At 63.7% G+C, this 23223-nt stretch carries 21 protein-coding genes; 16 read left to right on the top strand and 5 right to left on the bottom strand.

The features are described 5' to 3' along the window. Positions 1-105 precede the first annotated feature (105 nt). Positions 106-1716 (top strand): PvdJ/PvdD/PvdP-like protein, encoded by a 1611-nt coding sequence (locus CAG44_RS03510; protein ID WP_085691597.1) that lies wholly within the window; start codon positions 106-108, stop codon positions 1714-1716. A gap of 121 nt (positions 1717-1837) precedes the next feature. On the opposite strand, the gene CAG44_RS03505 is transcribed toward CAG44_RS03510, so the two are convergent. The 3 genes from CAG44_RS03505 to CAG44_RS03495 are packed head-to-tail and all read right to left on the bottom strand — an operon-like array spanning position 1838 to position 6382. After that, a complete protein-coding gene (locus tag CAG44_RS03505) occupies positions 1838-3241 on the bottom strand; it encodes an efflux transporter outer membrane subunit (RefSeq protein WP_085691596.1) in 1404 nt (467 codons plus the stop codon). Positions 3242-3244: 3 nt separating this feature from the next. Further along, positions 3245-5209, bottom strand: coding sequence for a MacB family efflux pump subunit (locus tag CAG44_RS03500; protein WP_025339985.1), 1965 nt, complete (start codon positions 5207-5209; stop codon positions 3245-3247). After that, on the bottom strand, positions 5210-6382 hold the full coding sequence (locus CAG44_RS03495) for an efflux RND transporter periplasmic adaptor subunit (protein WP_085691595.1): 1173 nt from the start codon (positions 6380-6382) through the stop codon (positions 5210-5212). Between the two features lie 354 nt (positions 6383-6736). Between CAG44_RS03495 and CAG44_RS03490 the strand changes: the two genes are divergently transcribed. The 3 genes from CAG44_RS03490 (at position 6737) to CAG44_RS03480 (ending at position 9259) form a co-directional block, all read left to right on the top strand. After that, positions 6737-7213 carry a sigma-70 family RNA polymerase sigma factor gene (locus CAG44_RS03490; protein ID WP_025339983.1) on the top strand — a complete coding sequence of 159 codons (477 nt, stop codon included), beginning with the start codon at positions 6737-6739 and terminating at the stop codon, positions 7211-7213. 168 nt (positions 7214-7381) lie between these two features. Continuing rightward, a complete protein-coding gene (locus tag CAG44_RS03485) occupies positions 7382-7861 on the top strand; it encodes a histidine kinase (RefSeq protein ID WP_075045851.1) in 480 nt (159 codons plus the stop codon). A gap of 72 nt (positions 7862-7933) precedes the next feature. Next, positions 7934-9259, top strand: coding sequence for an MFS transporter (locus CAG44_RS03480; RefSeq protein WP_085691594.1), 1326 nt, complete (start codon positions 7934-7936; stop codon positions 9257-9259). A 230-nt stretch (positions 9260-9489) separates the two neighbouring features. Here the strand turns inward: CAG44_RS03480 and CAG44_RS03475 are convergent, their stop codons facing one another. Next, on the bottom strand, positions 9490-11172 hold the full coding sequence (locus CAG44_RS03475) for an electron transfer flavoprotein-ubiquinone oxidoreductase (RefSeq protein ID WP_085691593.1): 1683 nt from the start codon (positions 11170-11172) through the stop codon (positions 9490-9492). Between the two features lie 537 nt (positions 11173-11709). On the opposite strand from CAG44_RS03475, the gene CAG44_RS03470 reads away from it, so the two are divergent. From CAG44_RS03470 to CAG44_RS03430, 9 genes are all read left to right on the top strand, one after another. After that, complete coding sequence (locus CAG44_RS03470; RefSeq protein ID WP_025339979.1) at positions 11710-12459, top strand: electron transfer flavoprotein subunit beta/FixA family protein; 750 nt, start codon at positions 11710-11712, stop codon at positions 12457-12459. Beyond that, positions 12460-13389, top strand: a complete 930-nt coding sequence (locus CAG44_RS03465; protein WP_085691592.1) for an electron transfer flavoprotein subunit alpha/FixB family protein — start codon at positions 12460-12462, stop codon at positions 13387-13389. A gap of 189 nt (positions 13390-13578) precedes the next feature. Beyond that, complete coding sequence (locus CAG44_RS03460; protein WP_075045848.1) at positions 13579-14400, top strand: ABC transporter substrate-binding protein; 822 nt, start codon at positions 13579-13581, stop codon at positions 14398-14400. A 9-nt stretch (positions 14401-14409) separates the two neighbouring features. Next, positions 14410-14763 carry a DUF4398 domain-containing protein gene (locus CAG44_RS03455; protein WP_013973451.1) on the top strand — a complete coding sequence of 118 codons (354 nt, stop codon included), beginning with the start codon at positions 14410-14412 and terminating at the stop codon, positions 14761-14763. Then, on the top strand, positions 14760-15572 hold the full coding sequence (locus CAG44_RS03450) for an OmpA family protein (RefSeq protein ID WP_085614447.1): 813 nt from the start codon (positions 14760-14762) through the stop codon (positions 15570-15572). The genes CAG44_RS03455 and CAG44_RS03450 overlap by 4 nt, the downstream gene beginning before the upstream one ends. 289 nt (positions 15573-15861) lie before the next feature. After that, positions 15862-17304 (top strand): PLP-dependent aminotransferase family protein, encoded by a 1443-nt coding sequence (locus CAG44_RS03445; protein WP_025339975.1) that lies wholly within the window; start codon positions 15862-15864, stop codon positions 17302-17304. Between the two features lie 63 nt (positions 17305-17367). Next, entirely contained in the window at positions 17368-17856 is a 489-nt protein-coding gene (locus CAG44_RS03440; RefSeq protein WP_085691591.1) for a hypothetical protein, read from the top strand. Between the two features lie 130 nt (positions 17857-17986). Then, positions 17987-18241 (top strand): YkgJ family cysteine cluster protein, encoded by a 255-nt coding sequence (locus CAG44_RS03435; RefSeq protein ID WP_025339973.1) that lies wholly within the window; start codon positions 17987-17989, stop codon positions 18239-18241. 33 nt (positions 18242-18274) lie between these two features. Continuing rightward, the gene (locus tag CAG44_RS03430; RefSeq protein WP_085691590.1) at positions 18275-18880 is read left to right on the top strand and encodes an START domain-containing protein; all 606 of its coding nucleotides are present in this window, start codon (positions 18275-18277) and stop codon (positions 18878-18880) included. A 176-nt stretch (positions 18881-19056) separates the two neighbouring features. Here CAG44_RS03430 and gltA read toward each other — a convergent pair whose 3' ends face one another. Continuing rightward, positions 19057-20346, bottom strand: a complete 1290-nt coding sequence (gltA, locus tag CAG44_RS03425; RefSeq protein WP_013973445.1) for a citrate synthase — start codon at positions 20344-20346, stop codon at positions 19057-19059. Positions 20347-20697: 351 nt separating this feature from the next. Here gltA and sdhC point away from each other — a divergent pair, with 351 nt between their 5' ends. The 3 genes from sdhC to sdhA are packed head-to-tail and all read left to right on the top strand — an operon-like array spanning position 20698 to position 23222. Next, positions 20698-21084 carry a succinate dehydrogenase, cytochrome b556 subunit gene (gene sdhC, locus CAG44_RS03420; protein ID WP_012315350.1) on the top strand — a complete coding sequence of 129 codons (387 nt, stop codon included), beginning with the start codon at positions 20698-20700 and terminating at the stop codon, positions 21082-21084. Further along, the gene (gene sdhD, locus CAG44_RS03415) at positions 21078-21446 is read left to right on the top strand and encodes a succinate dehydrogenase, hydrophobic membrane anchor protein (protein ID WP_003254214.1); all 369 of its coding nucleotides are present in this window, start codon (positions 21078-21080) and stop codon (positions 21444-21446) included. The genes sdhC and sdhD overlap by 7 nt, the downstream gene beginning before the upstream one ends. A gap of 3 nt (positions 21447-21449) precedes the next feature. Then, positions 21450-23222 (top strand): succinate dehydrogenase flavoprotein subunit, encoded by a 1773-nt coding sequence (sdhA, locus tag CAG44_RS03410; RefSeq protein ID WP_025339971.1) that lies wholly within the window; start codon positions 21450-21452, stop codon positions 23220-23222. Position 23223 lies beyond the last annotated feature (1 nt).

Raw genomic sequence — 23223 nt, 5'->3', positions numbered from 1 at the left:
GCAGCCCCGGATGCAGCCGGAGCGCCGCTAAATTTCGTCTGCCGTGCAACGTTCTAGCCTTGGACGGGCCGTGCTCCATGGCCGCAATGAATGCACAGGTATGCAATGACGATTTCCCGACGCGGTTTCATCGCCGGTGTGGCATTGACGGGTATGGTGGTGCCCGGTGCGCTGGGGGCGCTGTATGTGCAGCGCCAGCGTGCCGCCGAGGAATTCCCGGAAACCCCTGGCGAGGCCGTCGTCGAGTTGGCCGATACCCGCCTGCAGCAGTTGGGCGATACCCTGCGCGGCATCTGGCGCTGGACCCTGCAGGGCAAGGATGCGGGCCTGGACGGCCTGCCCACGGGTGAACTGGAGCTGTTCCTGGATGTGGCAACCAGCGGGCGCGCCCTGCGCGGCTACCTGGATACCCCCGAGCGCCTGCGAGGGCAGGAAGAGCCGCGCTACCGCGTGGTAGGCGACCTGTTGGCGGACAAGCCGGGCACCCTGCGCTGGCGCCTGTTTTCGGCCCAGGCCCGCTATGAGTGCCATATCGTGCTCGACGAGGTCTGGGGCCGGTTCGGCAACGCCGGGCCGGCCACCCTCAACGGGCGCATTTCACGCCTGGACCGCGCGCTGACATTGCCCGTGGAGGACAACCAGTTCCTGGCCTTGAAGCGCACCTTCCCCGAGGCGCGCGAGCGTATCCCGCTGAACCCGCAACTGCTGGCCTGGCTGACCGCCCCGGAGCATCGCCTGTTCCACCAGCTGTGGCACTCGTCGCGGGACAAATGGCACAAACTGGGCAAGGACAAGCAGGGCGCCCTGCGTGGCCTGGGCTGGCAGCCCGGGCCGCGTGATCGCGAGCGTGATGCGCGGGGCCGGCACAAGGACCGCAACGGCTCGGGCGAAGACTTTTTCTTCATGCACCGGCACATGCTTGGCAGTGCCCGTGCCTTGCAGGACTTGCCGTCATGGACGCGCTTCCCGCTGCCGCAGCCGGAACTTGAGCGCGACCGGGCCGGATTCGCCCGCTACTTCGACAACCATGACGGCAATGCCCTGCCGCCCACCTGGCTGGCCAGCGGTGATGCGGAATACACCCAGTGGGTGCGCGACATCAAGACGCCGGATACCTTCCATGGCAACTTCCTGGTCTGGGAGTCACGCTACACGGACCCGGAGTACCTGAGCACCTTGACCCTGGGCCAGTTCGGTTCGGAAGTGGAGCTGGGCCTGCACGACTGGCTGCACATGCGCTGGGCATCGGTGCCGCGCGACCCCTCCAACGGCATGCCGGTGCCGACGGCGCGCACGCCGGATGATTTTGCCGAACGCTGGTTTGCCGAACAGAACGATTTTCTCGGTGACCCGTTTTCATCCCATGTGAACCCGGTGTTCTGGCACTTTCATGGCTGGATCGACGACCGCATCGAAGACTGGTTCCACGCTCATGAACGGCTGCACCCGGGCGAGGTACGGCGCCTGGAAGTCAATGGCGTGCCATGGTTTGCGCCAGGGCGCTGGGTGGAGGTGGCCGACCCGTGGCTGGGGCCGGATACCCATGGCTGCTCGACGGTGCCGGGTTTGCGGCCCGGGCGCAGTGTAGAAATGGACCCGGAGACCATGAAGCTGGCGTTGCGCATCATCTACAGCGATGACGATGTGCTCGACAAGCTGCGGCCCAAGGTACCGCAGCGGCCGTGGTATGCGCGCAACCTGAAGGTGCGGAACTAGTCGCTGCCTGTACCGGCCCTATCGCCGGCAAGCCAGCTCCCACAGGGTCTGCGCCGGGTTCAAGACATGCGCTGTACCTGTGGGAGCTGGCTTGCCGGCGATAGGGCCGGTACAGGCGACCTTACTGGCTGGCCACCCACCCACCCCCCAATGCCTTGTACAACGCCACGCTACCCTGCAACCGGGCCAGGCGCAGTTGTGCCTGCTGGTCCTGCGCCACATACAAGGTGCGCTGGGTCTCCAGCACGCTCAACAGCGTCTCCGCTCCCGCGCCATAACGCTGCTGCGCCAGGTCGAACGCCAGCCGCGCCTGCTCCACCTCTTCATCCTGCCACTGCCGCTGGCGGTCCACGCCCTGGATCGCATTGAGCGCTTTCTCGACATCGGCAAAAGCGGCCAGGATGCTGCTGCGGTAGGTCTCCAGCAACTCCATCTGTTCAGCCTCGGCCAGTTCACGCGCGGCACGCAGCCGGCCGTTGTTGAAGATCGGCGCGACCAGGCCGCTGGTGAGGGTGTAGTAGGAGCTGTCGAACAAATGGGCAAAGGTATTGGCGCCAGCTCCCAGGTTGGCCCCGAGGGTGAGCTTGGGCAGCATGGCGGCGCGGGCGACCTGCACGTTGGCGCTGGCGGCGGCCAGCCGTGCTTCTGCTGCGGCAATGTCCGGGCGGCGGGTGAGCAGCTCGCTGGGCACGCCGCTGCCAATGGCGGGCCATTGCAGGGTGTTGATCGCGTCCTGGCTGGTGGGTAGCGACTGCACCGGGTCGCCGAGCAGGGTCGCCAGGGTGACCCGGCTGTCTTGCCACTTCTGTTCCAGTAACGGCAGCTGGCGTTGCTGCGCGGCCACCAGGCTGCGCTGCTGAGCCAGTTCCAGGCGCGTGGCGGACCCGCTGCGCTGGCGTGCATCGACCAGGCCCAGCACGTCCTGGGCATTGCGCAGGTTGAGGCGGGCTATGCGCAACTGTTCCTGCAAAGCCAGGCCCTGAAGGTAGCTGTCGGCCACCGCGCTGACCAGGGTCAGCGCCACGGTCTGGCGGTCGAAGCGGCTGGCATCCAGGCTGCGCAGGGCGCTCTCACGGGTCGCCCGCAGGCCGCCCCAGAAGTCGATTTCGTAGCTGGCGCTGAGCTGCATGTCGAACGAGGTGCTGGTAGGTTCGCTGCGGCTGACATCCAGCTGGTCATAGCCGTCACCGTGCAGCAGGCGTTGGCGGCTGCCGTCCAGGCCCAGCTTCAGCTCCGGCAACAGCGGCGCGCCGGCAATGACCGCGCGGGCCTGGGCCTGGCGTACCCGCGCAGTGGCGGCAGCCAGGTCATGGGCATTGTGCAGGGCGTGCTGCACCAGGCGGTCGAGCTCGCTGCTGGCGAAGGCTTGCCACCACTGTGTCGTTGGCAGTTGTACCGAGGGTGATGCGGCCTCGCCTTGCCAGGCGGATGGCGCGGCGATACCGCTGGCGGGTGTTGGCGGCGTGCTGCAGGCGGCGAGGCATACGCATAAGGTCAACAGGCTGATGCGGCTAGGCAGAGTCATGGGTTATTCGCTGGTAAGGGCTTTGACCGGGTCGAGGCGGGCGGCCTTGCGCGCTGGCATGAAGCCGAACACGATGCCGGTGACGACGGCGCAGGCGAAGGCGCCGAGCATGGCGGGCAGGGCAAAGGCCACCGCCACTTCGGCCAGCATCAGGCCGCCACCGATGGCCAGGGCCAGGACGATGCCAGCCAGGCCGCCGACCATCGACAGCATCACTGCCTCGCTGAGGAATTGCCGCAGGATGTCGCGCTGGCGCGCACCAGTGGCCATGCGGATGCCGATTTCACGGGTGCGCTCGCGCACCGTCATCAACATGATGTTCATCACGCCGATGCCGCCCACCAGCAGCGAGATCGCGGCGATCGCCCCCAGCATCAGCGACAGGCTGTTCTGCGTGCGCGCCTCGGCCTGGATCAGCGCCGCGTCATTGGTCAGCTCGAAGTCCTGGCGGCCGTTGTGGCGCTGGCGCAGCAGCTTGTCGATGGCCGCTTCGGCCTCGTTGACCCGCGTGGAGTCCAGGGCGGCAACGGCGATGTAGTCCGGGTCGCGCTGGCCGAACAGGCGGATGGCTGCGGCGGAGTAGGGCACCACGATGCGCCCGTCGCTGTCCTGGTCGCCAGAGCTGGCGCCCTTGCCGGCCAGGATTCCGACCACCTGGAACGGCACATTGCCGATCAGCAGGTACTGCCCCAGAGGGTCGCGCCCAGGGTCGAGCATCTTTTCCCGCACTTTCTGGCCGATCACCGCCACCGCGGCAGCGTTGGCTTCATCGGCATCGGTGTAGAAGCTGCCTTGCACCGCCGGCCAGTTGAAAATCTCGGGGAACCCGGTGTTGTTGCCACCCACATAGAACCGCTGGCTGTTGTTGCCGTGGCGCACCATCATCTTTTCGCCGATCACCGGCATCACGTGCTTGACCTGCGGCAGTTGGCCGATGGCAGCGACATCGTCGAGGGTGATGGTGCCGGCCTGCTCGCCCAGGCTCGCCGGCTTGCCGTTCAGGTAGAGGATGTTCGAGCCGAAGGCTGCCATCTGCGCCATGACCTGGCGCTTGCTGCCTTCGCCCACTGCCAGCATCACCACCACCGAGGCCACGCCGATGACGATGCCCAGCAGGGTCAGGGCGGTGCGGAAGCGGTTGACCCACATCACCCGCCAGGCCGCCTGCAGGGCTTCGAGCAATTCGCCTTTCCACGCCCCGTGCAAGGTCGCGCCACGGTCCAGGCGCTGGCGCAGCTGGTCGGCCTGCAGCCCGCGGCCGTTGTCGACCGTGGGCTTTTCGGCGGCCGAATCGCTGATGATCAGGCCGTCGCGAATTTCGATCACGCGCTGCGCCCGCGCCGCGACGTTGCGGTCGTGGGTGATCAGGATGATCACGTGGCCCTGGCTGGCCAGCTCGTCGAGCAACGCCATCACTTCGGTGCCGCTGTGGCTGTCGAGGGCGCCGGTGGGTTCGTCGGCGAGGATGATATGGCCGCCATTCATCAACGCCCGGGCAATCGACACCCGTTGTTGCTGGCCGCCGGACAACTGGTGCGGGCGGTTGCCGGTGCGGCTGGCCAGGCCCAGGCGGCCGAGCAGGGCGCTGGCACGGGCGTGGCGTTCGCTGGCGGCGAGGCCGGCATAGATGGCCGGCATTTCGACGTTTTCCTGGGCCGAGCCCGAGGGGATCAGGTGGTAGCCCTGGAACACGAAGCCGAACGCCTCGCGGCGCAGCCAGGCCAGTTCGTCGCTGCCCAGTTCGGCCACATCCTTGCCGGCGAAGCGGTAGCTGCCGGAAGTGGGGCGGTCGAGGCAGCCGAGGATATTCATCAAGGTCGACTTGCCGGAGCCGGAGGCGCCGACGATGGCGACGAACTCGCCGGGATGGATGCGCAGGCTGATGCCATGGAGGATATCGACCTTGGGCGTTTCGACGCCGCCGTAGGATTTACGGATGTCGACCAGCTCGATCAGGGGTGTGCTCATTCAACCTCCGCTGACGCCAGGGGCGCCGATCACCAGGCGTTCGCCTTCGTTGAGGCCGTCCAGCACCTGCACGCGCAGGCGGTCGCTGAGGCCGGTGCGTACCTGGCGCTGTTCCACCTTGCCGTCGCGGGTCAGCACATGCGCCAGGCGCAGGCCATCGCCGTCGTCCAGCGCGGCCAGTGGTACGGTCAGCACCTGGCTGGCTTTGCCTGCGACAAAGAACACCTGCGTGGTCATCTCGGCCATCAGCGCGCCGTCCGGGTTGTCGACATCCAGCAGCACGCTGTACTGCACCACCTGGCTGCCGGCACTGCCATTGCTGACGCTGGCCGGGCTGCCGCCACCCTGGCTGGCCTGCTCCAGAGGCTTGGGCGGGATCGGTAGCACTTGCCGCACGGTGCTGGTCCAGCGGCGCTTGCCGCCGGCCAGGGTGGTGAAGTAGGCGGTCATGCCCGGGGTGACCTTGCCGATGTCGGCCTCCGACACCTGGGCCCACACGGTCATCGGCGAGAGCTTGGCGATGCGCAGGATCAACGGGGTTTGCTGTTGGGCATTGAGGGTTTGCCCCTCACGCGCATCTACCGCCACTACCGTGCCGTCCATCGGCGCATAGATGCGCGTGTAGCCCAGCTCGGCCTCGTCGCTGCGCAGGCTGGCCTGGGCCTGGCGGATCTGCGCCTGGAACATGTCGATGCGCGCCTGGGTGACCTTCAGCTGTGCGGCGGCCGTTTGCACGTCCTCGTCGCGGGTGGCACCGGCGGCGGCCAGGTCCCGTTGGCGTTTGAGCTGCTGCCGGGCCAGTTGGAACTGCGCGCGTTGTTCTGCCAGCTGGGCCTTGAGGTTGTCGATCGAGTAGCGGCCGGCATCCAGCCGGGCCTGCTGGGTCGAAGGGTCGATCTCGACCAGCAGCTGGCCTTTGCGTACCGTGTCGCCGACCTCCACATGCAGGGTGTGGATCTGCCCCGACGCCTGGGCACCGACGTCCACATAGCGCCTTGGTTGCAGGGTGCCCAGTGCGGTGACGCTGCTTTCGATGTCGGCGCGGGTCACGGCAACCGTGCTGAGCGGCTGTGCGCCGTAGGGCAGGGCCTTCCAGGCCAGCAGGCAGCCCAGGCTGAGCAGGCCCAGGCCGCTGAGCAGGAGCCGGCGACGGGTGTTGGTTAAAGGTCTCATGCAGACATCCAGCCGAGGGGGTGCCAGATAGACGAAAGCGGCAGAAGGGGATTTAGCGCAGTGAGTTTGGCGCGGTCTGTGTAGGAGCGGCCTTGTGTCGCGAAAGGGGTGCGAAGCGCCCCCAGGATCTTCGCATCACTGCAGATTGCCGGGGCCGCTTTGCGGCCCTTTCGCGACACAAGGCCGCTCCCACAGACGGCGCATACACTTGGGGTGGTGGCGGTATTGCTCCATGCACCTTGTTGCTGAGAATAATTATAATTTGTAAGATCGCACGCTGACATCACTCGGTCCCGCGTTGCTGCCTGAAAGGGCTTTCTGGCATAGGCTGGCAGGACGATCTCAGGTAACGTCGTGGAACATTACTATCGCGAACTGGTGGGCTTCCTTTCCGCGCGCCTGGGCAATCGTCAGGCCGCCGAAGACGTGGCGCACGATGCCTACCTGCGGGTGCTGGAACGCACCGACGCCGAGCGCATCGAGCACCCGCGTGCCTTCCTTTACCGCACCGCGCTCAACCTGGTGGTCGACCGCCACCGGCGGCATCAGGTACGCCAGGCCGAGCCGCTGGAGGTGCTGGACAGCGACGAGCGCTGGCATACCCCGGCGCCGACCCACGACATGCAGCTCGACCAGCGCCTGGCGCTGATGCAGCGCGCGCTGGATGAGCTGAGCAAGGTCTGCCGCGACTGCTTCCTGCTGCGCAAGCTCGAAGGCCTGTCACACCAGCAGATTGCCGAGCACCTGGGTATTTCCCGCAGCCTGGTGGAGAAGCACATCGTCAATGCCATGAAGCACTGCCGGGTGCGCATGCGCGAGTGGGAATCCTGATCGCCGGGTTGAATGCAGATGAAAATTCCGTCAGTCGATCACTTGATTTCCACGGTTTTCCCGACTTCTATCAAAGAAGACCCCTGCCAGGCGTAGCCTTGGCGGCAGCCGTTACTGGCGCAGTATGGTCATGGAGCCTACCCATTACCCAACTGCCCAGGTCCCGCCATGGCCAACAAGACCCTGCGCATCCTCATCGCCGACGCACACCCCTGCCAGCGCCTGCAACTGGAGCGGCTGCTCAACGGCCTGGGCTACTACCGGATAGCGCCAGTGGACAGTTTCGAGGAGTTGCAGCGCCTGGTGCTGAGTGCCTTGCAGCCTTTCCACCTGCTGTTGGGCAATATCGAGCTGGCCAGCCATGTCGGGGTCGACCTGGCGCGCTTCTGTCGCGTCAGCACGCAGATCCAGCACGCCCTTCTTTATCACTCTACCCAGTTGCAAGTGCCCTTGGTGCCGCAGACCGAGCGCCAGGCCGTCAGCCTGAGCCTGCCCCAGGTGCCGGACAACGAGGCACTGGAGGCGTTCATGGCGATCATCGATACGCCGCTGTTGGTCGGCAAGCTGCCGCTGCCGGGCGCCATGCCGGCTGCCACGGTAAGGCCACGGCCGAAGGCCAATTTCGTCAACACCATGTTCAACCGCTAAAGCAGCAGCGGGCAGGGCAAGGGGGCAGCTATTTGCTATCCTCTTGCCCTTTGCCGATTTGCGGACCCTGCCATGACTGCCATCGATACCGCTCGCCCGCCCCGGTTCAGCCGCGGCGACCACCGGACCCTGGGCCTGGCGGCGTTGGGCGGCGCGCTGGAAATCTACGACTTCATCATCTTCGTATTCTTTGCGCTGACCCTCAGCCAGCTGTTCTTCCCGCCCGAGATGCCCGAATGGCTGCGCCTGCTGCAAAGCTTCGGAATCTTCGTCACCGGCTACCTGGCGCGGCCGCTGGGCGGCATCCTGATGGCGCACTTCGCCGACCACCTGGGACGCAAGCGGGTCTTCAGCCTGAGTATCCTGATGATGGCCCTGCCGTGCCTGTTGATCGGTGTGATGCCGACCTACGCCGACATCGGCTATGCCGCGCCGCTGATCCTGCTGGCACTGCGTATCCTGCAGGGCGCGGCGGTGGGCGGCGAGGTGCCGAGCGCCTGGACTTTCGTCGCCGAGCACGCGCCAGCCGGGCGGCGCGGTTATGCCCTGGGCTTCCTGCAGGCCGGCCTGACCTTTGGCTATCTGCTGGGGGCACTGACCGCGACCTTGCTGGCGCAAGTGTTCACCCCGCAGGAAATCCTCGACTACGCCTGGCGCTACCCGTTCCTGCTCGGCGGGGTATTCGGCGTGATCGGCGTGTGGCTGCGTCGTTGGCTCAGCGAAACACCGGTGTTTCTTGCCCTGCGCGCGCGCCAGGAGCAGCCGGTGAGCTTCCCGCTGCGGCGGGTGCTGGGCGAACACCGCCGGGCGTTGATCCCGGCGGCGCTGCTGACCTGCGTGCTGACTTCCGCCGTGGTGGTGCTGGTGGTGATTACCCCGACAGTGATGCAGCAGCGCTTCGGCATGAGTGCCGGGCACACCTTTGCCCTTAGCAGCGTGGGCATCGTCTTCCTCAACATCGGCTGCGTGCTGGCCGGGCTGCTGGTCGACCGTGCAGGCGCCTGGCGCGCACTGATGTTCTACAGCCTGTTGCTGCCGGTGGGCATCGGCGCGTTGTATGCCAGCCTGGTGGGGCAGTGGGGCATGACCTGGCTGGCCTATGCGCTGGCGGGCCTGTCCTGCGGCGTGGTGGGCGTGGTGCCGTCAGTGATGGTCGGGTTGTTCCCGGCCGAGATCCGCGTGTCGGGCATCTCCTTTACCTATAACGTGGCCTACGCGCTTTGGGCCAGCACCACACCGCTGGCGCTGATTGCGCTGATGCCGTGGAGCCCGTGGGTGTGTGTCGGCTTTTGTCTGGTCATGGGCACGGTGGGTTTGCTGACGGCCTTGTATTTCGGGCGTCGGGAGCCATTGGCGTTTGCCGCGGAGCCGATGCCGGTAATGTTTGGTGAAAAATAGTTTTCTGTTGTCTGTTCTGGCCTCATCGCCGGCAAGCCAGCTCCCACAGGGGATCGCGCCAACTTTTAGAATTTGAGCAAGACAGCTGCTCCCACAGGGATAGCGCATGGCTCGAGGTCGATGCGGTCGAGGTGGGAGCTGGCTTGCCGGCGATGAGGCCAGAACAGGTAAAACAAAAAGCCCCCGGCTCGTGAGAACCGGGGGCTTTTCGTTAGTGCAGGGCAGGGGCCTTACATGTTCGGGTAGTTCGGCCCGCCAGCGCCTTCAGGGGTGACCCAGGTGATGTTCTGGGCCGGGTCCTTGATGTCGCAGGTCTTGCAGTGCACGCAGTTCTGCGCGTTGATCTGGAAGCGCTTGTTGCCATCCTCCTGAGTGACCACTTCGTACACGCCCGCCGGGCAGTAGCGCTGGGCCGGCTCGTCGTACAGCGGCAGGTTGCTGGCGATCGGCACGTTCGGGTCGGTCAGCTTCAGGTGGCAGGGTTGTTCCTCTTCGTGGTTGGTGCTGGAGAGGAATACCGAACTGAGCTTGTCGAAGCTGAGCTTGCCGTCCGGTTTCGGGTAGTCGATCTTCTGCGACTCGGCCGCCAGCTTCAGGCAGGCGTAGTCCGGCTTGGTGTCGTGCAGGGTGAACGGCAGCTTGCCGCCGAACCAGTTCTGGTCCACATAGTTGAACGCCGCGCCCAGCAGCGGGCCGAACTTGTGCATGGCCGGGCCGAAGTTGCGGCTGGCGAACAGCTCCTCGTACAGCCAGCTGGCCTTGAAGGCGCTGACGTAGCCGTTGAGCTGGTCACCGCCTTCGCTGCCGGCGATCAGTGCGTCAGCCACCGCTTCGGCGGCCAGCATGCCGGACTTCATCGCGGTGTGGCTGCCCTTGATCTTGGCGAAGTTCAGGGTGCCCAGGTCGCAGCCGATCAGCGCGCCGCCGTTGAAGACCATCTTCGGCAGCGAGTTGAAGCCGCCCTTGCAGATGGCACGGGCACCGTAGCTGATGCGCTTGCCGCCTTCGAGATATTGCGCCATCACCGGGTGGTGCTTGAGGCGCTGGAACTCGTCGAACGGCGACAGGTACGGGTTGGCGTAGGACAGGTCGACGATCAGGCCGACCACCACCTGGTTGTTTTCCAGGTGATAGAGGAACGAACCACCGGTGTTGTCCTTGGCCATCACGTCCAGCGGCCAGCCGGCGGTGTGCACCACCAGGCCCTGCTCGTGCTTGGCCGGGTCGATTTCCCAGATTTCCTTCAGGCCGATGCCGTAGTGCTGCACATCGGATTCGCTATCCAGGTTGAAGCGCTTGATCAGCTGCTTGCCGATGTGGCCACGGCAGCCTTCGGCGAACAGGGTGTACTTGCCACGCAGCTCCATGCCAGGGGTGTACATGCCGTCTTTCGGGTTGCCTTCGCGGTCGACGCCCATGTCGCCGGTGACAATGCCGCGCACCACGCCGTTTTCATCGAACAGCGCTTCCTGGGCGGCGAAGCCCGGGTAGACTTCCACGCCCAGGTTCTCGGCCTGCTGGGCCAGCCAGCGGCACAGGTTGCCCAGCGAGATGATGTAGTTGCCCTGGTTGTGCATGGTCTTGGGCACGAACAGGTCAGGCACCTTGGTCGAACTGCCGGCATCCTTGAGCACGTAGATGTCGTCACGCTTCACTTCGGTGTTCAGCGGCGCGCCGAGCTCTTTCCAGTCTGGGAACAGCTCGTTCAGGGCACGGGGTTCGAACACCGCGCCGGAGAGGATGTGGGCGCCGACTTCAGAGCCTTTTTCCACCACGCAGACGCTGATTTCGCTACCGGCTTCGGCGGCCTTCTGCTTCAGGCGGCAGGCGGCGGACAGGCCCGCCGGGCCGGCGCCGACGATGACCACGTCGAATTCCATGTATTCGCGTTCCACTGGTTCTCTCCTACTCATCAAGGCTCGTGCTGTTGCTTTGTCTTATGGGTGCGCGGGGCATTCGCAGCGGTTCTACGCAACGGCGGAACTGTAGCTGGGCAAATGACGGACTACACCGTTTTGTCTTGGCCGCGCATTATATCTACACCACTTGGCGGGTCCAATACAAACGTTTGTTTGAATTTGCCGCAGGCCAGTAAAATCACAGGAACGCGGCTGGAGGGTGACCGATTTGCCGTATTGACCGGATTGGGTGTTACGGTCAAGATACGAGCGGTTTTACGTTCGCCGTAGGCTTGCAGCCGGGCGCAGGTACACCTCTAAAGACCAGGTGTGGAGCAGGGTTTTGCGGCCTTGGGCCGGTTTGTAGTGGAGTTTACACGCCACGACAGAAAATGACCCGTGAGTATTTGTCGCAAGAGTCCGGACAAGACTGTTCGGTCACTGTGAAGTTACCGCCTCCCGGTACGTTTTTAGAGGTGCCCTTGTACCCACGCGCATCGCAGGGCTCTGCCCCTGGCGACTATCTATTCACCGGAGAGTAACGAGGAATCCATGAAGGTTCTTGTAGCTGTCAAACGAGTGGTCGACTACAACGTCAAGGTTCGCGTCAAGGCGGACAACTCCGGCGTCGACCTTGCTAACGTCAAGATGTCCATGAACCCCTTCTGCGAAATCGCCGTGGAAGAAGCCGTACGCCTGAAGGAAAAGGGCGTCGCGTCCGAGATCGTCGTCGTTTCCGTCGGCCCGACTACTGCCCAGGAGCAACTGCGTACTGCCCTGGCCCTGGGTGCCGACCGTGCCATCCTGGTCGAAGCCGCTGACGAACTGAATTCCCTGGCTGTGGCCAAGGCGCTGAAAGCCGTTGTCGACAAAGAGCAGCCTCAGCTGGTCATCCTCGGCAAGCAGGCCATCGACAGCGACAACAACCAGACCGGCCAGATGCTGGCTGCGCTGACCGGCTTCGCCCAAGGCACCTTCGCCTCCAAGGTGGAAGTGGCTGGCGACAAGCTGAACGTCACCCGTGAAATCGACGGCGGCCTGCAGACCGTTGCACTGAACCTGCCGGCCATCGTCACCACCGACCTGCGCCTGAACGAGCCACGCTACGCGTCGCTGCCGAACATCATGAAGGCCAAGAAGAAGCCGCTGGAGACCGTTACTCCAGACGCGCTGGGTGTTTCCCTCGCCTCCACCAACAAGACCCTGAAGGTTGAAGCCCCGGCTGCCCGCAGCGCTGGCATCAAGGTCAAATCGGTGGCCGAACTGGTCGAGAAGCTGAAGAACGAAGCGAAGGTAATCTAAATGACTATCCTGGTTGTCGCTGAATACGAGAACGGTGCCGTAGCCCCGGCCACCCTGAACACTGTTGCCGCTGCCGCCAAGATCGGTGGTGATGTGCATGTGCTGGTCGCTGGCCAGAACGTGGGCGGCGTTGCCGAGTCCGCAGCCAAGATCGCTGGCGTGGCCAAGGTGCTGGTCGCCGATAACGCCGCCTACGCCCACGCCCTGCCAGAAAACGTCGCGCCGCTGATCGTCGAGCTGGCCAAGGGTTACAGCCACGTGCTGGCCCCGGCCACCACCAACGGCAAGAACATCCTGCCGCGCGTTGCCGCGCTGCTGGACGTGGACCAGATCTCCGAGATCATCTCGGTCGAGTCCGCCGACACCTTCAAGCGCCCGATCTATGCCGGTAACGCCATTGCCACCGTGCAATCGAGCGCTGCCATCAAGGTCATCACCGTGCGTACCACCGGCTTCGACGCCGTGGCCGCCGAAGGTGGTTCGGCTGCCATCGAAGCCGTTGGCGCTGCGCACAACGCCGGCATCTCGGCCTTCGTTGGTGAAGAGCTGGCCAAGTCCGACCGCCCAGAGCTGACCGCTGCCAAGATCGTCGTTTCCGGCGGCCGTGGCATGGGCAACGGTGACAACTTCAAGCACCTGTACAGCCTGGCCGACAAGCTCGGCGCTGCCGTCGGTGCTTCGCGCGCCGCGGTCGACGCCGGCTTCGTGCCGAACGACATGCAGGTCGGCCAGACCGGCAAGATCGTTGCGCCACAGCTGTACATCGCCGTCGGTATCTCCGGCGCGATCCAGCACCTGGCCGGCATGAAGGACTCCAAGGTGATCGTGGCGATCAACAAGGACGAAGAAGCGCCGATCTTCCAGGTAGCCGACTACGGCCTGGTCGCTGACCTGTTCGAAGCGGTTCCGGAGCTGGAAAAGCTGGTCTGATCCGCTTGCTTCACTTATAAAGAACCCGGCCCTCGTACAGGGGGCCGGGTTTTTTTTGTGGTCAGTTCCGGCCCAATCGCCGGCAAGCCAGCTCCTACAGGTACAGCGCAGTTCTCAAGGGCGTTGCTGTACCTGTGGGAGCTGGCTTGCCGGCGATTGGGCCGGGCAAAGCAATACAAGGAGTGAGCAATGGTGCTGCGTAAAGCAGGCAGGGTGCTGGCATGCATGGCGGTGCTGGTTTCGCCGCTGGCCATGGCGGCAGGCAAGTGCGAACGCCTGGTGGCAACCGGCAGCCCTGATGCGCCGCCCTATTCATGGCAGGACCCGAACGACCCGAAACACCTGATCGGCGCCAACGTCGACCTGCTGCGCCAGGTGGCTGGCGAGCTGGGCGTGAAGGTGGAGGTGCTGAGCGCCGGTCGTCGTGACCAGGCGCTGGAAGAAGTACGTAGCGGGCGCATGGACCTGCTGCTCGACACCCCCATGCAGGTGGAGCAACTGACCGCGCTGGACTACATCCATCCGCCCCTGCAGCTCAACGAATACCTGGTGTGGACGCGCCACGACGCCACACTGGCCTTCGAGGGCCCGGCGGACCTGGCCCAGTACCAGGGCAGTTTGTCCGAGCGTGCGCGGCTGACCCCGGCCTTTACTGCTTTCGCCAAGGCCCAGCTGAAGCTGGTGCCGGCACAGAACCTGACCCAGGCGTTCCAGAAGCTGGTGCTCGGCCAGGTGGATTACGTGCTCGCTGGCCGCTATTCGGGCATGGCCATGGCCCAGAGCCTGGGCATGAGCAATGACCTGATCGCCCGCGGCCTGCCGGTGGATCGGCCGGGCCTGTACCTGGCCCTGTCGCACAATTCGGCCTGCAATGACAGCTGGTTGCGTGGGCAATTGGCGAAAAAACTGACAGAATTGCCGATCTCCGGAGCATCCGAGGCCGTGCTGCAACGTAATGTCGAGCGCTGGAAAGCGCAGCTGCAGGTGCCGTCGGACGCCCCCAAACACTAGGAAGATTGCGTGAGAACCCAACCACTAATCCTTGCCCTGGCCGTGCTCGGCCTGGCTGGCTGCGCCAACGATCCGGCCCCTAACGAGCAGATGCGCATTTCCGAACAGGCACTGGAGCAGGCCAGGGCCGTCGGTGCCACCGAGCAGGTCGATGCGCTCAAGCTGGCTGAAGACAAGCTGGCCCGGGCCAAGACCAACATGCTCACCGAAGACTACCGCGATGCGCGCATGCGTGCCGAGCAGGCCGAACTGGATGCGCGCCTGGCCGAGGCCCAGGTACTGAACCAGAAGAGCGAAGAGCAGCTGCAACTGCTGCAGTCGCGGGTTCAGCGCCTGCGCAAGCAGTTGGAGGTGCAGCCATGATCCGTCGTGTGCCATTGGCCGCGCTGGCAGTGCTGGCGTTGGCGGCAGGTTTGCAAGGTTGCGCCAGCCAGCGCAGCAGCGCAGCGCTGGATGATGCCACTGCAGCTTTCCAGAAGGTCAAGGATGATTCCAATGTGTTGCGCAGCGCGCCGCGTGACGTGATTCGCGCAGGCGAATCACTGGCCCGTGCCGAGCGCCTGTCCAGCTACATCGGCACCGGTGCCGACGTGCGCCATTACGCCTACCTGAGCCAGCGCTACAGCGAAATTGCCAGCGAGCATGCCAAGCTGGCGCTGAACCAGGAGCGCCAGGCCAAGCTCGACCTGGAGCGCCAGCGCCTGCAGCTGGCCCTGCGCGAGGCCAAGCTGGCCAGTGTTCAGCAGCAGGGCAAGTGGGTCGAGTCGCAGATCGCCGCGCTGGCCTCGGAGCAGGCCGACCGTGGTCTGGTGATGACCCTGGGGGACGTGCTGTTCGACACCGGCCGGGCCGATCTGAAGAACTCGGCCAGCCGTACCGTGCTCAAGCTGGTGCAGTTCCTCCAGCTCAACCCGCGCCGGGTGGTGCGGATCGAGGGCTATACCGACAGCACCGGCCCGGCGGAGGACAACCTGAAGCTGTCGCGTGATCGGGCGCAGGCCGTGGCCGACATGCTGGTAGACCTGGGCATCGACGAGAAGCGCCTGCAGGTCGAGGGCTATGGCGACCAGTACCCGATCGAGGCCAATGCCTCGGAGCGGGGCAGGGCGCAGAACCGTCGGGTGGAGATCGTGTTCTCCGATGACAAGGGCAAGCTGGCGCCAGCACGCTGAATCATGTGAAAGGGGCCGCTTTGCGGCCCATCGCAGGCAAGCCAGCTCCCACAGGTGATGCACAGGGCTTGAGGTCAATGCGTCAAGGTGGGAGCTGGCTTGCCGGCGATGGGCTGCGAAGCAGCCCCGCTTTTCGTCGGGCTACCCGGGCTTGATCGTTTCCATGGCTGTCACGCAACTGTATTGTTGACTATCCTGCGATCTGTCCCAGTACACTTTGCAACTGTTACGGTATCCTCTACCGTCAGACACAAGAACAACGAGCCCGTCCTCGCGTCGAGAGCCAGCCATGACCAACCTGCTGTTGTACCAGCGTATCGCCCAGCAACTGGCCGATGACATCCGTCGTGGTGTCTACCAGCCAGGCGAGCGGGTACCCTCCGTGCGCAAGATGAGCGCCCAGCTCAATGTCAGCCATGCCACGGTGCTGCAGGCCTATGCCAATCTCGAGGACCAGGGGCTGATCCGTGCGCGGCCGCAGTCCGGCTACTACGTGCACCAGACCCCGGCCCTGACCGCGCAGACCCCGGACATCGCCCGGGTCGAGCGCCCCGGCCTGGTCACCCGCGCCAGTATCATCCAGCAGGTACTGACCGAGGCTCGCCGTGATGGCGTGTTCCCGTTCGGCGCCGCGGTGCCGCACGTCGACTACCTGCCGGTCCGTGCCTTGCACCAGCAGATTGCCAAGGTCACACGCTTCCACAGCCCGCGTGCCTTCAGCTACATGTTCAGCCCCGGTTTCGAGCCGCTGCGCCGGCAGATCGCCATTCGCATGCGTGATGCCGGTGTGCTGGTCGACCCGCGTGAAGTGATCGTGACCCATGGCTGTGTCGATGCGCTTCAGATGTCGCTGCGCGTGCTGACCCGTCCCGGCGACCTGATCGCCGCCGAATCGCCCACCTATTACGGGCTGCTGCAACTGGCCGACCTGCTAGGCCTGAAGGTGATCGAGATCCCCAGCGACCCGTCCACCGGTATCAGCCTCGAAGCGCTGCAGCTGGCGGCCAACCAGTGGTCGATCAAGGCCCTGGTTCTGACTGCGCGCCTCAGCAACCCGCTGGGTGGCACTGTCCCGGAAGAGCGGCAGAAGCAGTTGCTGCGCCTGGCGTCGGACTTCGATATCCAGATCGTCGAGGATGACATCTATGGCGAGCTGATGTTCGAGCAGGGCAAGACCAAGGCGCTCAAGGCATTCGACCGGCTGGACCGGGTGATCTATTGCTCGAGTTTTTCCAAGACCCTGTCCCCCGGCGTTCGCGTTGGCTGGATGATCGCCGGGCGCTATCAGGACGAGATCCAGCGCCTGCAAACCTTCACCACCCACTCGGCCTGCAGCGTGACGCAGATGGGTGTGGCGGCCTACCTGGAAAATGGCGGCTACGACCGGCACCTGCGTTACATCCGCCAGGAGTACCGCAAGAACCTCAGTGCCTACCAGCTGGCGGTGCAGCAGCACTTCCCCGAGGGTACCCAGATGACCCGGCCGACGGGCGGTTTCATCCTGTGGGTGAGCCTGCCGGGGCGGGTCAATACCCAGGAGCTGCATGTGCGCGCGCTGGAGCAGGGCATCAGTATTGCGCCGGGGTTGATCTTCAGTAACACCGAGCAGTTCAACCACTGTATCCGGCTTAATTGCGGTATACCCTGGAACAAGGAAGCCGAGCGCGCGGTGATCACGCTCGGTTTGCTGGCTCAGCAATTGTGCCGGGAGCCAGCAGCGGCACTTTTGTAGGCTTGCCACGCGCCCGTGGAACAGGGAGCATACGCACTTTTCCTGCCAGTCTGTCTATTTGCCATGAATGCTTTGCGCCGTTTTGCCCTGATCTTGTGCCTTGTACCGCTCGGCAGCCTGGCTGGTGTTGCCCAGGCTGCGCAGCCGGCAGGCCAGGCGCAGGCGGCGCCGCTGCAGAAAGCCAAGCCGGTGCAGAAGGCCGCAGCCAGGCCAGCGCACAAGCAGCCTGCAAAAAAAGCCGGTAACAGCAAGGCCAGGCCGGCGCGCAAGCAGGTGAGCAAGGAGGTTGCCAAGCCGCTACCCAAGGCGAAGCTGGACCTCAGCCTGCCGGCCGATATGGTCGATGGCCTTGAGCCGAATGTGGGCAGCCCTTCGCCGATACAGCGACGCAAACCTTTGCTGCCACCCATGTTCACTGAAAAGCCGGAGACCAGCGATAGCCCGTTCCAGCTCAATGGCCGGTTGATCAGCAACGAAATGCAGCTGCAGCTGCGCAATGACAGCCGTCGCGACGTGGAAGGGGCGGCCATCGATTTCGAGTACCGCCAGTAGCAGGTGAACTGACTGCCGGGTCACGGCAGATTTCATCATGCCAGCAATTTCAAACGCCTGTTTGAGCGGTTACTATCCAGGGACGTTCGTCCCGTTTTGTTCCAGGGAGTCCTGATTTTGGTGAATAGCCATGAATTGCCGTGAGGGCTGTGGTGCCTGCTGTATCGCCCCGTCCATCACCTCTGCGATGCCGCGCATGCCCAATGGCAAGCCGGCTGGCGAGCGCTGCCTGCACCTGACCGTCGACAACCTCTGCGACCTGTTCGGCAAGCCCGAGCGGCCGGCAGTGTGTGGCGGTTTCAAGGCGGATGTGGAGGTGTGCGGCAGTGACCGTGACGAGGCCATCAGGATTCTTGGCTGGTGGGAGCAGATGACGGCGGCGTGACAGGCTGGATCTTCGACAACAAGGATAAACATGATGAGATCGTTCAAGCGTATTGCTCTGCTGTGTGGCATGGGTGTTCTGCTGTCGCCCGCGGCCTGGGCCGAGAACTGGCAGGTGGCCAAGGACGAGGAGGGGATCAAGGTCTCCCTCAGTGAAGTGGCTGGTTCCAAGTACAAGGCCTATCAAGGCGTCACCGTGATCAAGGCGCCGCTGGCCAAGGTGCAGGCGTTGCAGGAGGACGTGGTCGGGGCTTGTGCGTGGATTCACGAATGCAAGTCGCAGAAGCTGCTCAAGCACGAAGGTGACCAGAGCTGGACCTACACCCAGTTCAATACGCCGTGGCCGGTGACGCCGCGTGACTCGGTATTGCATGTGACCACGGTCAAGGGGGCTGATGGCAGCCTGGTGCGCAACCTGAAGGAAGAGCCGACCTACATCCCGGAAGAGAAGGGCTTTGTGCGGGTGGCGAAGGTCGAAGGCTTCTGGAAGCTGGTGCCCAAGGGTGACAGCACGGAAGTGACCTATCAGGTGCACACCGAGCCGGGTGGTAGCGTGCCGGCGATGGTAGCCAACAAGTTCGTGGTGGATGCGCCGTTCAATACCCTGAAAGGGTTGCGGGAGCGGGCTGAGAAAAACTGAGGCTTTTGGGTAGCCTGTCCCGGCCTCTTCGCGGGCTTGCCCGCTCCCACAGGTGCGTCATGGTCTTCGAGGCCTGTGGAGTTCCTGTGGGAGCGGGCAAGCCCGCGAAGAGGCCAGCACAGGATGAATAAAAAAGGCTGCCCGAGGGCAGCCTTTTTGCGTTCGGCTATGGAAGCTTACTTGCGGTCCTGCAGCGCAACGATGTCGCGCTTCTGCTCGCCGGTGTACAGCTGGCGCGGGCGGCCGATCTTGTACGGGCTGGAGAGCATTTCTTTCCAGTGCGAGATCCAGCCCACGGTACGGGCCAGGGCGAAGATCACGGTGAACATGCTGGTCGGAATGCCGATCGCCTTGAGGATGATCCCCGAGTAGAAGTCGACGTTCGGGTACAGCGAGCGCTCGATGAAGTACGGATCGGTCAGGGCGATCTCTTCCAGGCGCATGGCCAGTTCCAGCTGCGGGTCGTTCTTGATGCCCAGCTCGCGCAGGACTTCGTCGCAGGTCTGCTTCATCACGGTGGCGCGCGGGTCGCGGTTCTTGTACACGCGGTGACCGAAGCCCATGAGCTTGAACGGGTCGTTCTTGTCCTTGGCCTTGGCGATGAACTTGTCGATGTTCGAGACATCGCCGATTTCATCGAGCATGGTCAGTACCGCTTCGTTCGCACCGCCGTGGGCCGGGCCCCAGAGTGCGGCGATACCGGCGGCGATACAGGCGAACGGGTTGGCACCCGACGAACCGGCCAGACGAACGGTAGAAGTGGAGGCGTTCTGCTCGTGGTCGGCGTGGAGGATGAAGATCCGGTCCATCGCCTTGGCCAGCACCGGGCTGATCGGTTTGATCTCGCACGGGGTGTTGAACATCATGTGCAGGAAGTTTTCCGCGTACGACAGGTCGTTGCGCGGATACATCATCGGCTGGCCCATGGAGTACTTGTAAACCATCGCGGCCAGGGTCGGCATCTTGGCGACCAGGCGCACCGCGGAAATTTCGCGGTGTTGCGGGTTATTGATGTCCAGGGAATCGTGATAGAACGCCGACAGGGCGCCGACCACGCCGCACATCACCGCCATCGGGTGGGCGTCGCGGCGGAAGCCGTTGAAGAAGGACTTCAGCTGCTCGTGAACCATGGTGTGGTTCTTCACGGTGCTGACGAACTGGGCCTTCTGCTCGGCATTCGGCAGTTCGCCGTTGAGCAGCAGGTAGCAGGTTTCGAGGTAGTCGGACTTTTCGGCGAGCTGCTCGATCGGGTAGCCGCGGTGCAGCAGGATACCTTTGTCGCCGTCAATGTAGGTGATCTTCGACTCGCACGAGGCAGTCGCCATGAAACCAGGGTCGAAGGTGAAGTGACCAGTGGCCCCCAACCCGCGGACGTCGATTACATCAGGACCAACGGTGCCGGTTAAAATGGGCAGCTCGACGGGGGCAGCGCCCTCGATGACCAACTGCGCTTTTTTGTCAGCCATGTGGCCTCCTATTAATGCTTGAAATCATCAGACAGACCCCCCACGCAGGGCCCGCACCACTATAGAGGGATAAATTCAGATGTCAATTTGCCTAAAGGCTTGTTGAAACAGGCATTGAGGCCTGATTTTTCGCGAAATTCTCGCCCATTTACGCCTTTTGTGCGTTAAAGGCAATGCGCTATTTGGGCTACCCCGTCACGTTGTCATAAGCAGCCTAACTGTCTATACTCGCAACCCGACCGCCAGGGGCTTGCAAGCCCGAACTGCTGGGGTCGCCGTTCCCTGGGTGGTGGGTACCTGACCAGTACACTTACCAACAACTTTGCCCTGATTCGCTAGGGGCTCTTCAGTGTGAAAAAAGCCGTGAAAAGCCAACGACCTGTAAACCTAGACCTAAGGACCATCAAGCTCCCCGTCACTGCGTACACGTCCATCCTGCATCGTATCTCCGGCGTCATCCTGTTCCTTGGCCTTGCCATCATGCTTTATGCACTGGGCAAGTCGCTGGGTTCCGAGGAAGGCTTTGGTGAGGTGAAGGCGTGTCTGACCAGCCCGCTGGCCAAATTCGTGACCTGGGGCCTGCTATCCGCCCTGCTTTATCACCTCGTGGCAGGTGTACGTCACCTGATCATGGACATGGGCATCGGTGAGACGCTGGAAGGCGGCAAGCTGGGCTCGAAAATCGTGATCGTCATCTCCGTGGTGCTGATCGTTCTGGTGGGAGTTTGGGTATGGTAACCAATGTCACGAACCTGTCGCGTTCGGGCCTCTATGACTGGATGGCGCAGCGCGTTTCTGCGGTCGTTCTCGCGGCTTACTTCCTCTTCCTGATCGGCTACGTGGTCGCCCACCCAGGCATCGACTACACCCAGTGGCATGGTCTGTTCTCCAACAACGCGATGCGGATCTTCAGTCTGCTGGCCCTCGTTGCCCTGGGCGCTCACGCCTGGGTCGGCATGTGGACCATTGCGACCGACTACCTGACGCCAATGTCGTTCGGCAAGTCGGCAACTGCGATTCGTTTCCTGTTCCAGGCGGTATGCGGCGTTGCGATGTTCGCTTACTTCGTCTGGGGTGTGCAGATTCTCTGGGGTATCTGATCCATGGCTAGCATTCCAACCATTTCCTTCGACGCCATCATCATCGGTGGCGGCGGCGCCGGCATGCGCGCAGCGCTGCAGCTGGCTCAAGGCGGCCACAAGACTGCCGTGGTCACCAAGGTCTTCCCGACCCGTTCGCACACTGTATCCGCCCAGGGCGGCATCACCTGCGCCATCGCTTCGGCCGACCCGAACGACGACTGGCGCTGGCACATGTACGATACCGTCAAAGGCTCCGACTACATCGGTGACCAGGACGCTATCGAATACATGTGTCAGGAAGGCCCGGCTGCGGTCTTCGAGCTGGACCACATGGGCCTGCCGTTCTCGCGTACCGAAACCGGTCGTATCTACCAGCGTCCGTTCGGTGGCCAGTCCAAGGACTTCGGCAAGGGTGGCCAGGCCGCCCGTACCTGTGCTGCTTCCGACCGTACCGGTCACGCGCTGCTGCACACCCTGTACCAGGGCAACCTGAAGGCAGGCACTACCTTCCTCAACGAGTACTACGCTGTTGACCTGGTGAAGAACCAGGACGGCGCGTTCGTCGGTGTGATCGCAATCTGCATCGAAACCGGCGAAACCATGTACATCAAGTCCAAGGCCACCGTTCTGGCCACTGGCGGTGCCGGTCGTATCTACGCCTCCACCACCAACGCCCTGATCAACACCGGTGACGGTATCGGCATGGCGCTGCGTGCAGGCGTGCCGGTGCAGGACATCGAGATGTGGCAGTTCCACCCGACCGGCATCGCCGGCGCCGGTGTACTGGTTACCGAAGGTTGCCGCGGTGAAGGTGGCTACCTGATCAACGCCCACGGCGAGCGCTTCATGGAGCGTTACGCGCCGAACGCGAAAGACCTGGCCGGCCGCGACGTGGTTGCCCGTTCCATGGTCAAGGAAATCATCGCCGGCAACGGCGTGGGCCCGAACAAGGACCACGTGCTGCTGAAGCTGGACCACCTTGGCGAGGAAGTGCTGCACAGCCGCCTGCCAGGTATCTGCGAGCTGTCCAAGACCTTCGCCCACGTCGACCCAGTCGTCGCGCCTGTCCCGGTCGTACCGACCTGCCACTACATGATGGGCGGCGTTGCCACCAATATTCATGGCCAGGCCATCACCATGGACGCCGAAGGCAAGGACCAAATCATCCCGGGTCTGTTCGCAGTGGGTGAAGTGGCGTGCGTATCGGTCCACGGTGCCAACCGCCTGGGCGGCAACTCGCTGCTCGACCTGGTGGTATTCGGCCGTGCCGCTGGCCTGCACCTGGAAAAATCGCTGTCCGACGGCGTGGAATACCGCGACGCCAGCGACACCGATATCGATGTTGCCCTTAACCGCCTGAACAAGCTCAACGAGCGTACCGCTGGCGAAGACGTTGCCAGCCTCAAGCGCGAGCTGCAGAGCTGCATGCAGAACTACTTCGGTGTATTCCGTACCGGTGAATACATGCAGAAGGGTATCGAGCAGCTGGCCGGCCTGCGTGACCGTATTGCCAACGTCAAGATCAACGACAAGTCCCAGGCCTTCAACACCGCGCGTATCGAAGCGCTGGAGCTGCAGAACCTGCTGGAAGTCGCCGAAGCTACCGCCATCGCGGCCGAAGCCCGTAAAGAGTCCCGCGGCGCCCACGCCCGTGAAGACTTCGAAGACCGTGACGACGAAAACTGGCTGTGCCACACCCTGTACTACCCGGGTGAGAAGCGCGTTGCCAAGCGCGGCGTCAACTTTGCGCCGAAGACTGTTCCAGCCTTCGAACCAAAAGTCCGGACTTACTAAG

Source organism: Pseudomonas sp. B13(2017), assembly GCF_002113245.1.
Taxonomy (GTDB): domain Bacteria; phylum Pseudomonadota; class Gammaproteobacteria; order Pseudomonadales; family Pseudomonadaceae; genus Aquipseudomonas; species Aquipseudomonas putida_Z.
The sequence above is the reverse complement of the archived record's forward strand: the minus strand, read 5'-3'. Positions and strand labels throughout refer to the sequence as shown.

Coding starts and splice junctions, on each gene's coding strand:
- CAG44_RS03510 (WP_085691597.1), top strand. CDS start 106: ATGACGATTTCCCGACGCGGTTTCATCGCCGGTGTGGCATTGACGGGT.
- CAG44_RS03505 (WP_085691596.1), bottom strand. CDS start 3,241: ATGACTCTGCCTAGCCGCATCAGCCTGTTGACCTTATGCGTATGCCTC.
- CAG44_RS03500 (WP_025339985.1), bottom strand. CDS start 5,209: ATGAGCACACCCCTGATCGAGCTGGTCGACATCCGTAAATCCTACGGC.
- CAG44_RS03495 (WP_085691595.1), bottom strand. CDS start 6,382: ATGAGACCTTTAACCAACACCCGTCGCCGGCTCCTGCTCAGCGGCCTG.
- CAG44_RS03485 (WP_075045851.1), top strand. CDS start 7,382: ATGGCCAACAAGACCCTGCGCATCCTCATCGCCGACGCACACCCCTGC.
- CAG44_RS03480 (WP_085691594.1), top strand. CDS start 7,934: ATGACTGCCATCGATACCGCTCGCCCGCCCCGGTTCAGCCGCGGCGAC.
- CAG44_RS03475 (WP_085691593.1), bottom strand. CDS start 11,172: ATGAGTAGGAGAGAACCAGTGGAACGCGAATACATGGAATTCGACGTG.
- CAG44_RS03470 (WP_025339979.1), top strand. CDS start 11,710: ATGAAGGTTCTTGTAGCTGTCAAACGAGTGGTCGACTACAACGTCAAG.
- CAG44_RS03465 (WP_085691592.1), top strand. CDS start 12,460: ATGACTATCCTGGTTGTCGCTGAATACGAGAACGGTGCCGTAGCCCCG.
- CAG44_RS03460 (WP_075045848.1), top strand. CDS start 13,579: ATGGTGCTGCGTAAAGCAGGCAGGGTGCTGGCATGCATGGCGGTGCTG.
- CAG44_RS03450 (WP_085614447.1), top strand. CDS start 14,760: ATGATCCGTCGTGTGCCATTGGCCGCGCTGGCAGTGCTGGCGTTGGCG.
- CAG44_RS03445 (WP_025339975.1), top strand. CDS start 15,862: ATGACCAACCTGCTGTTGTACCAGCGTATCGCCCAGCAACTGGCCGAT.
- CAG44_RS03440 (WP_085691591.1), top strand. CDS start 17,368: ATGAATGCTTTGCGCCGTTTTGCCCTGATCTTGTGCCTTGTACCGCTC.
- CAG44_RS03435 (WP_025339973.1), top strand. CDS start 17,987: ATGAATTGCCGTGAGGGCTGTGGTGCCTGCTGTATCGCCCCGTCCATC.
- CAG44_RS03430 (WP_085691590.1), top strand. CDS start 18,275: ATGAGATCGTTCAAGCGTATTGCTCTGCTGTGTGGCATGGGTGTTCTG.
- gltA (WP_013973445.1), bottom strand. CDS start 20,346: ATGGCTGACAAAAAAGCGCAGTTGGTCATCGAGGGCGCTGCCCCCGTC.
- sdhD (WP_003254214.1), top strand. CDS start 21,078: ATGGTAACCAATGTCACGAACCTGTCGCGTTCGGGCCTCTATGACTGG.
- sdhA (WP_025339971.1), top strand. CDS start 21,450: ATGGCTAGCATTCCAACCATTTCCTTCGACGCCATCATCATCGGTGGC.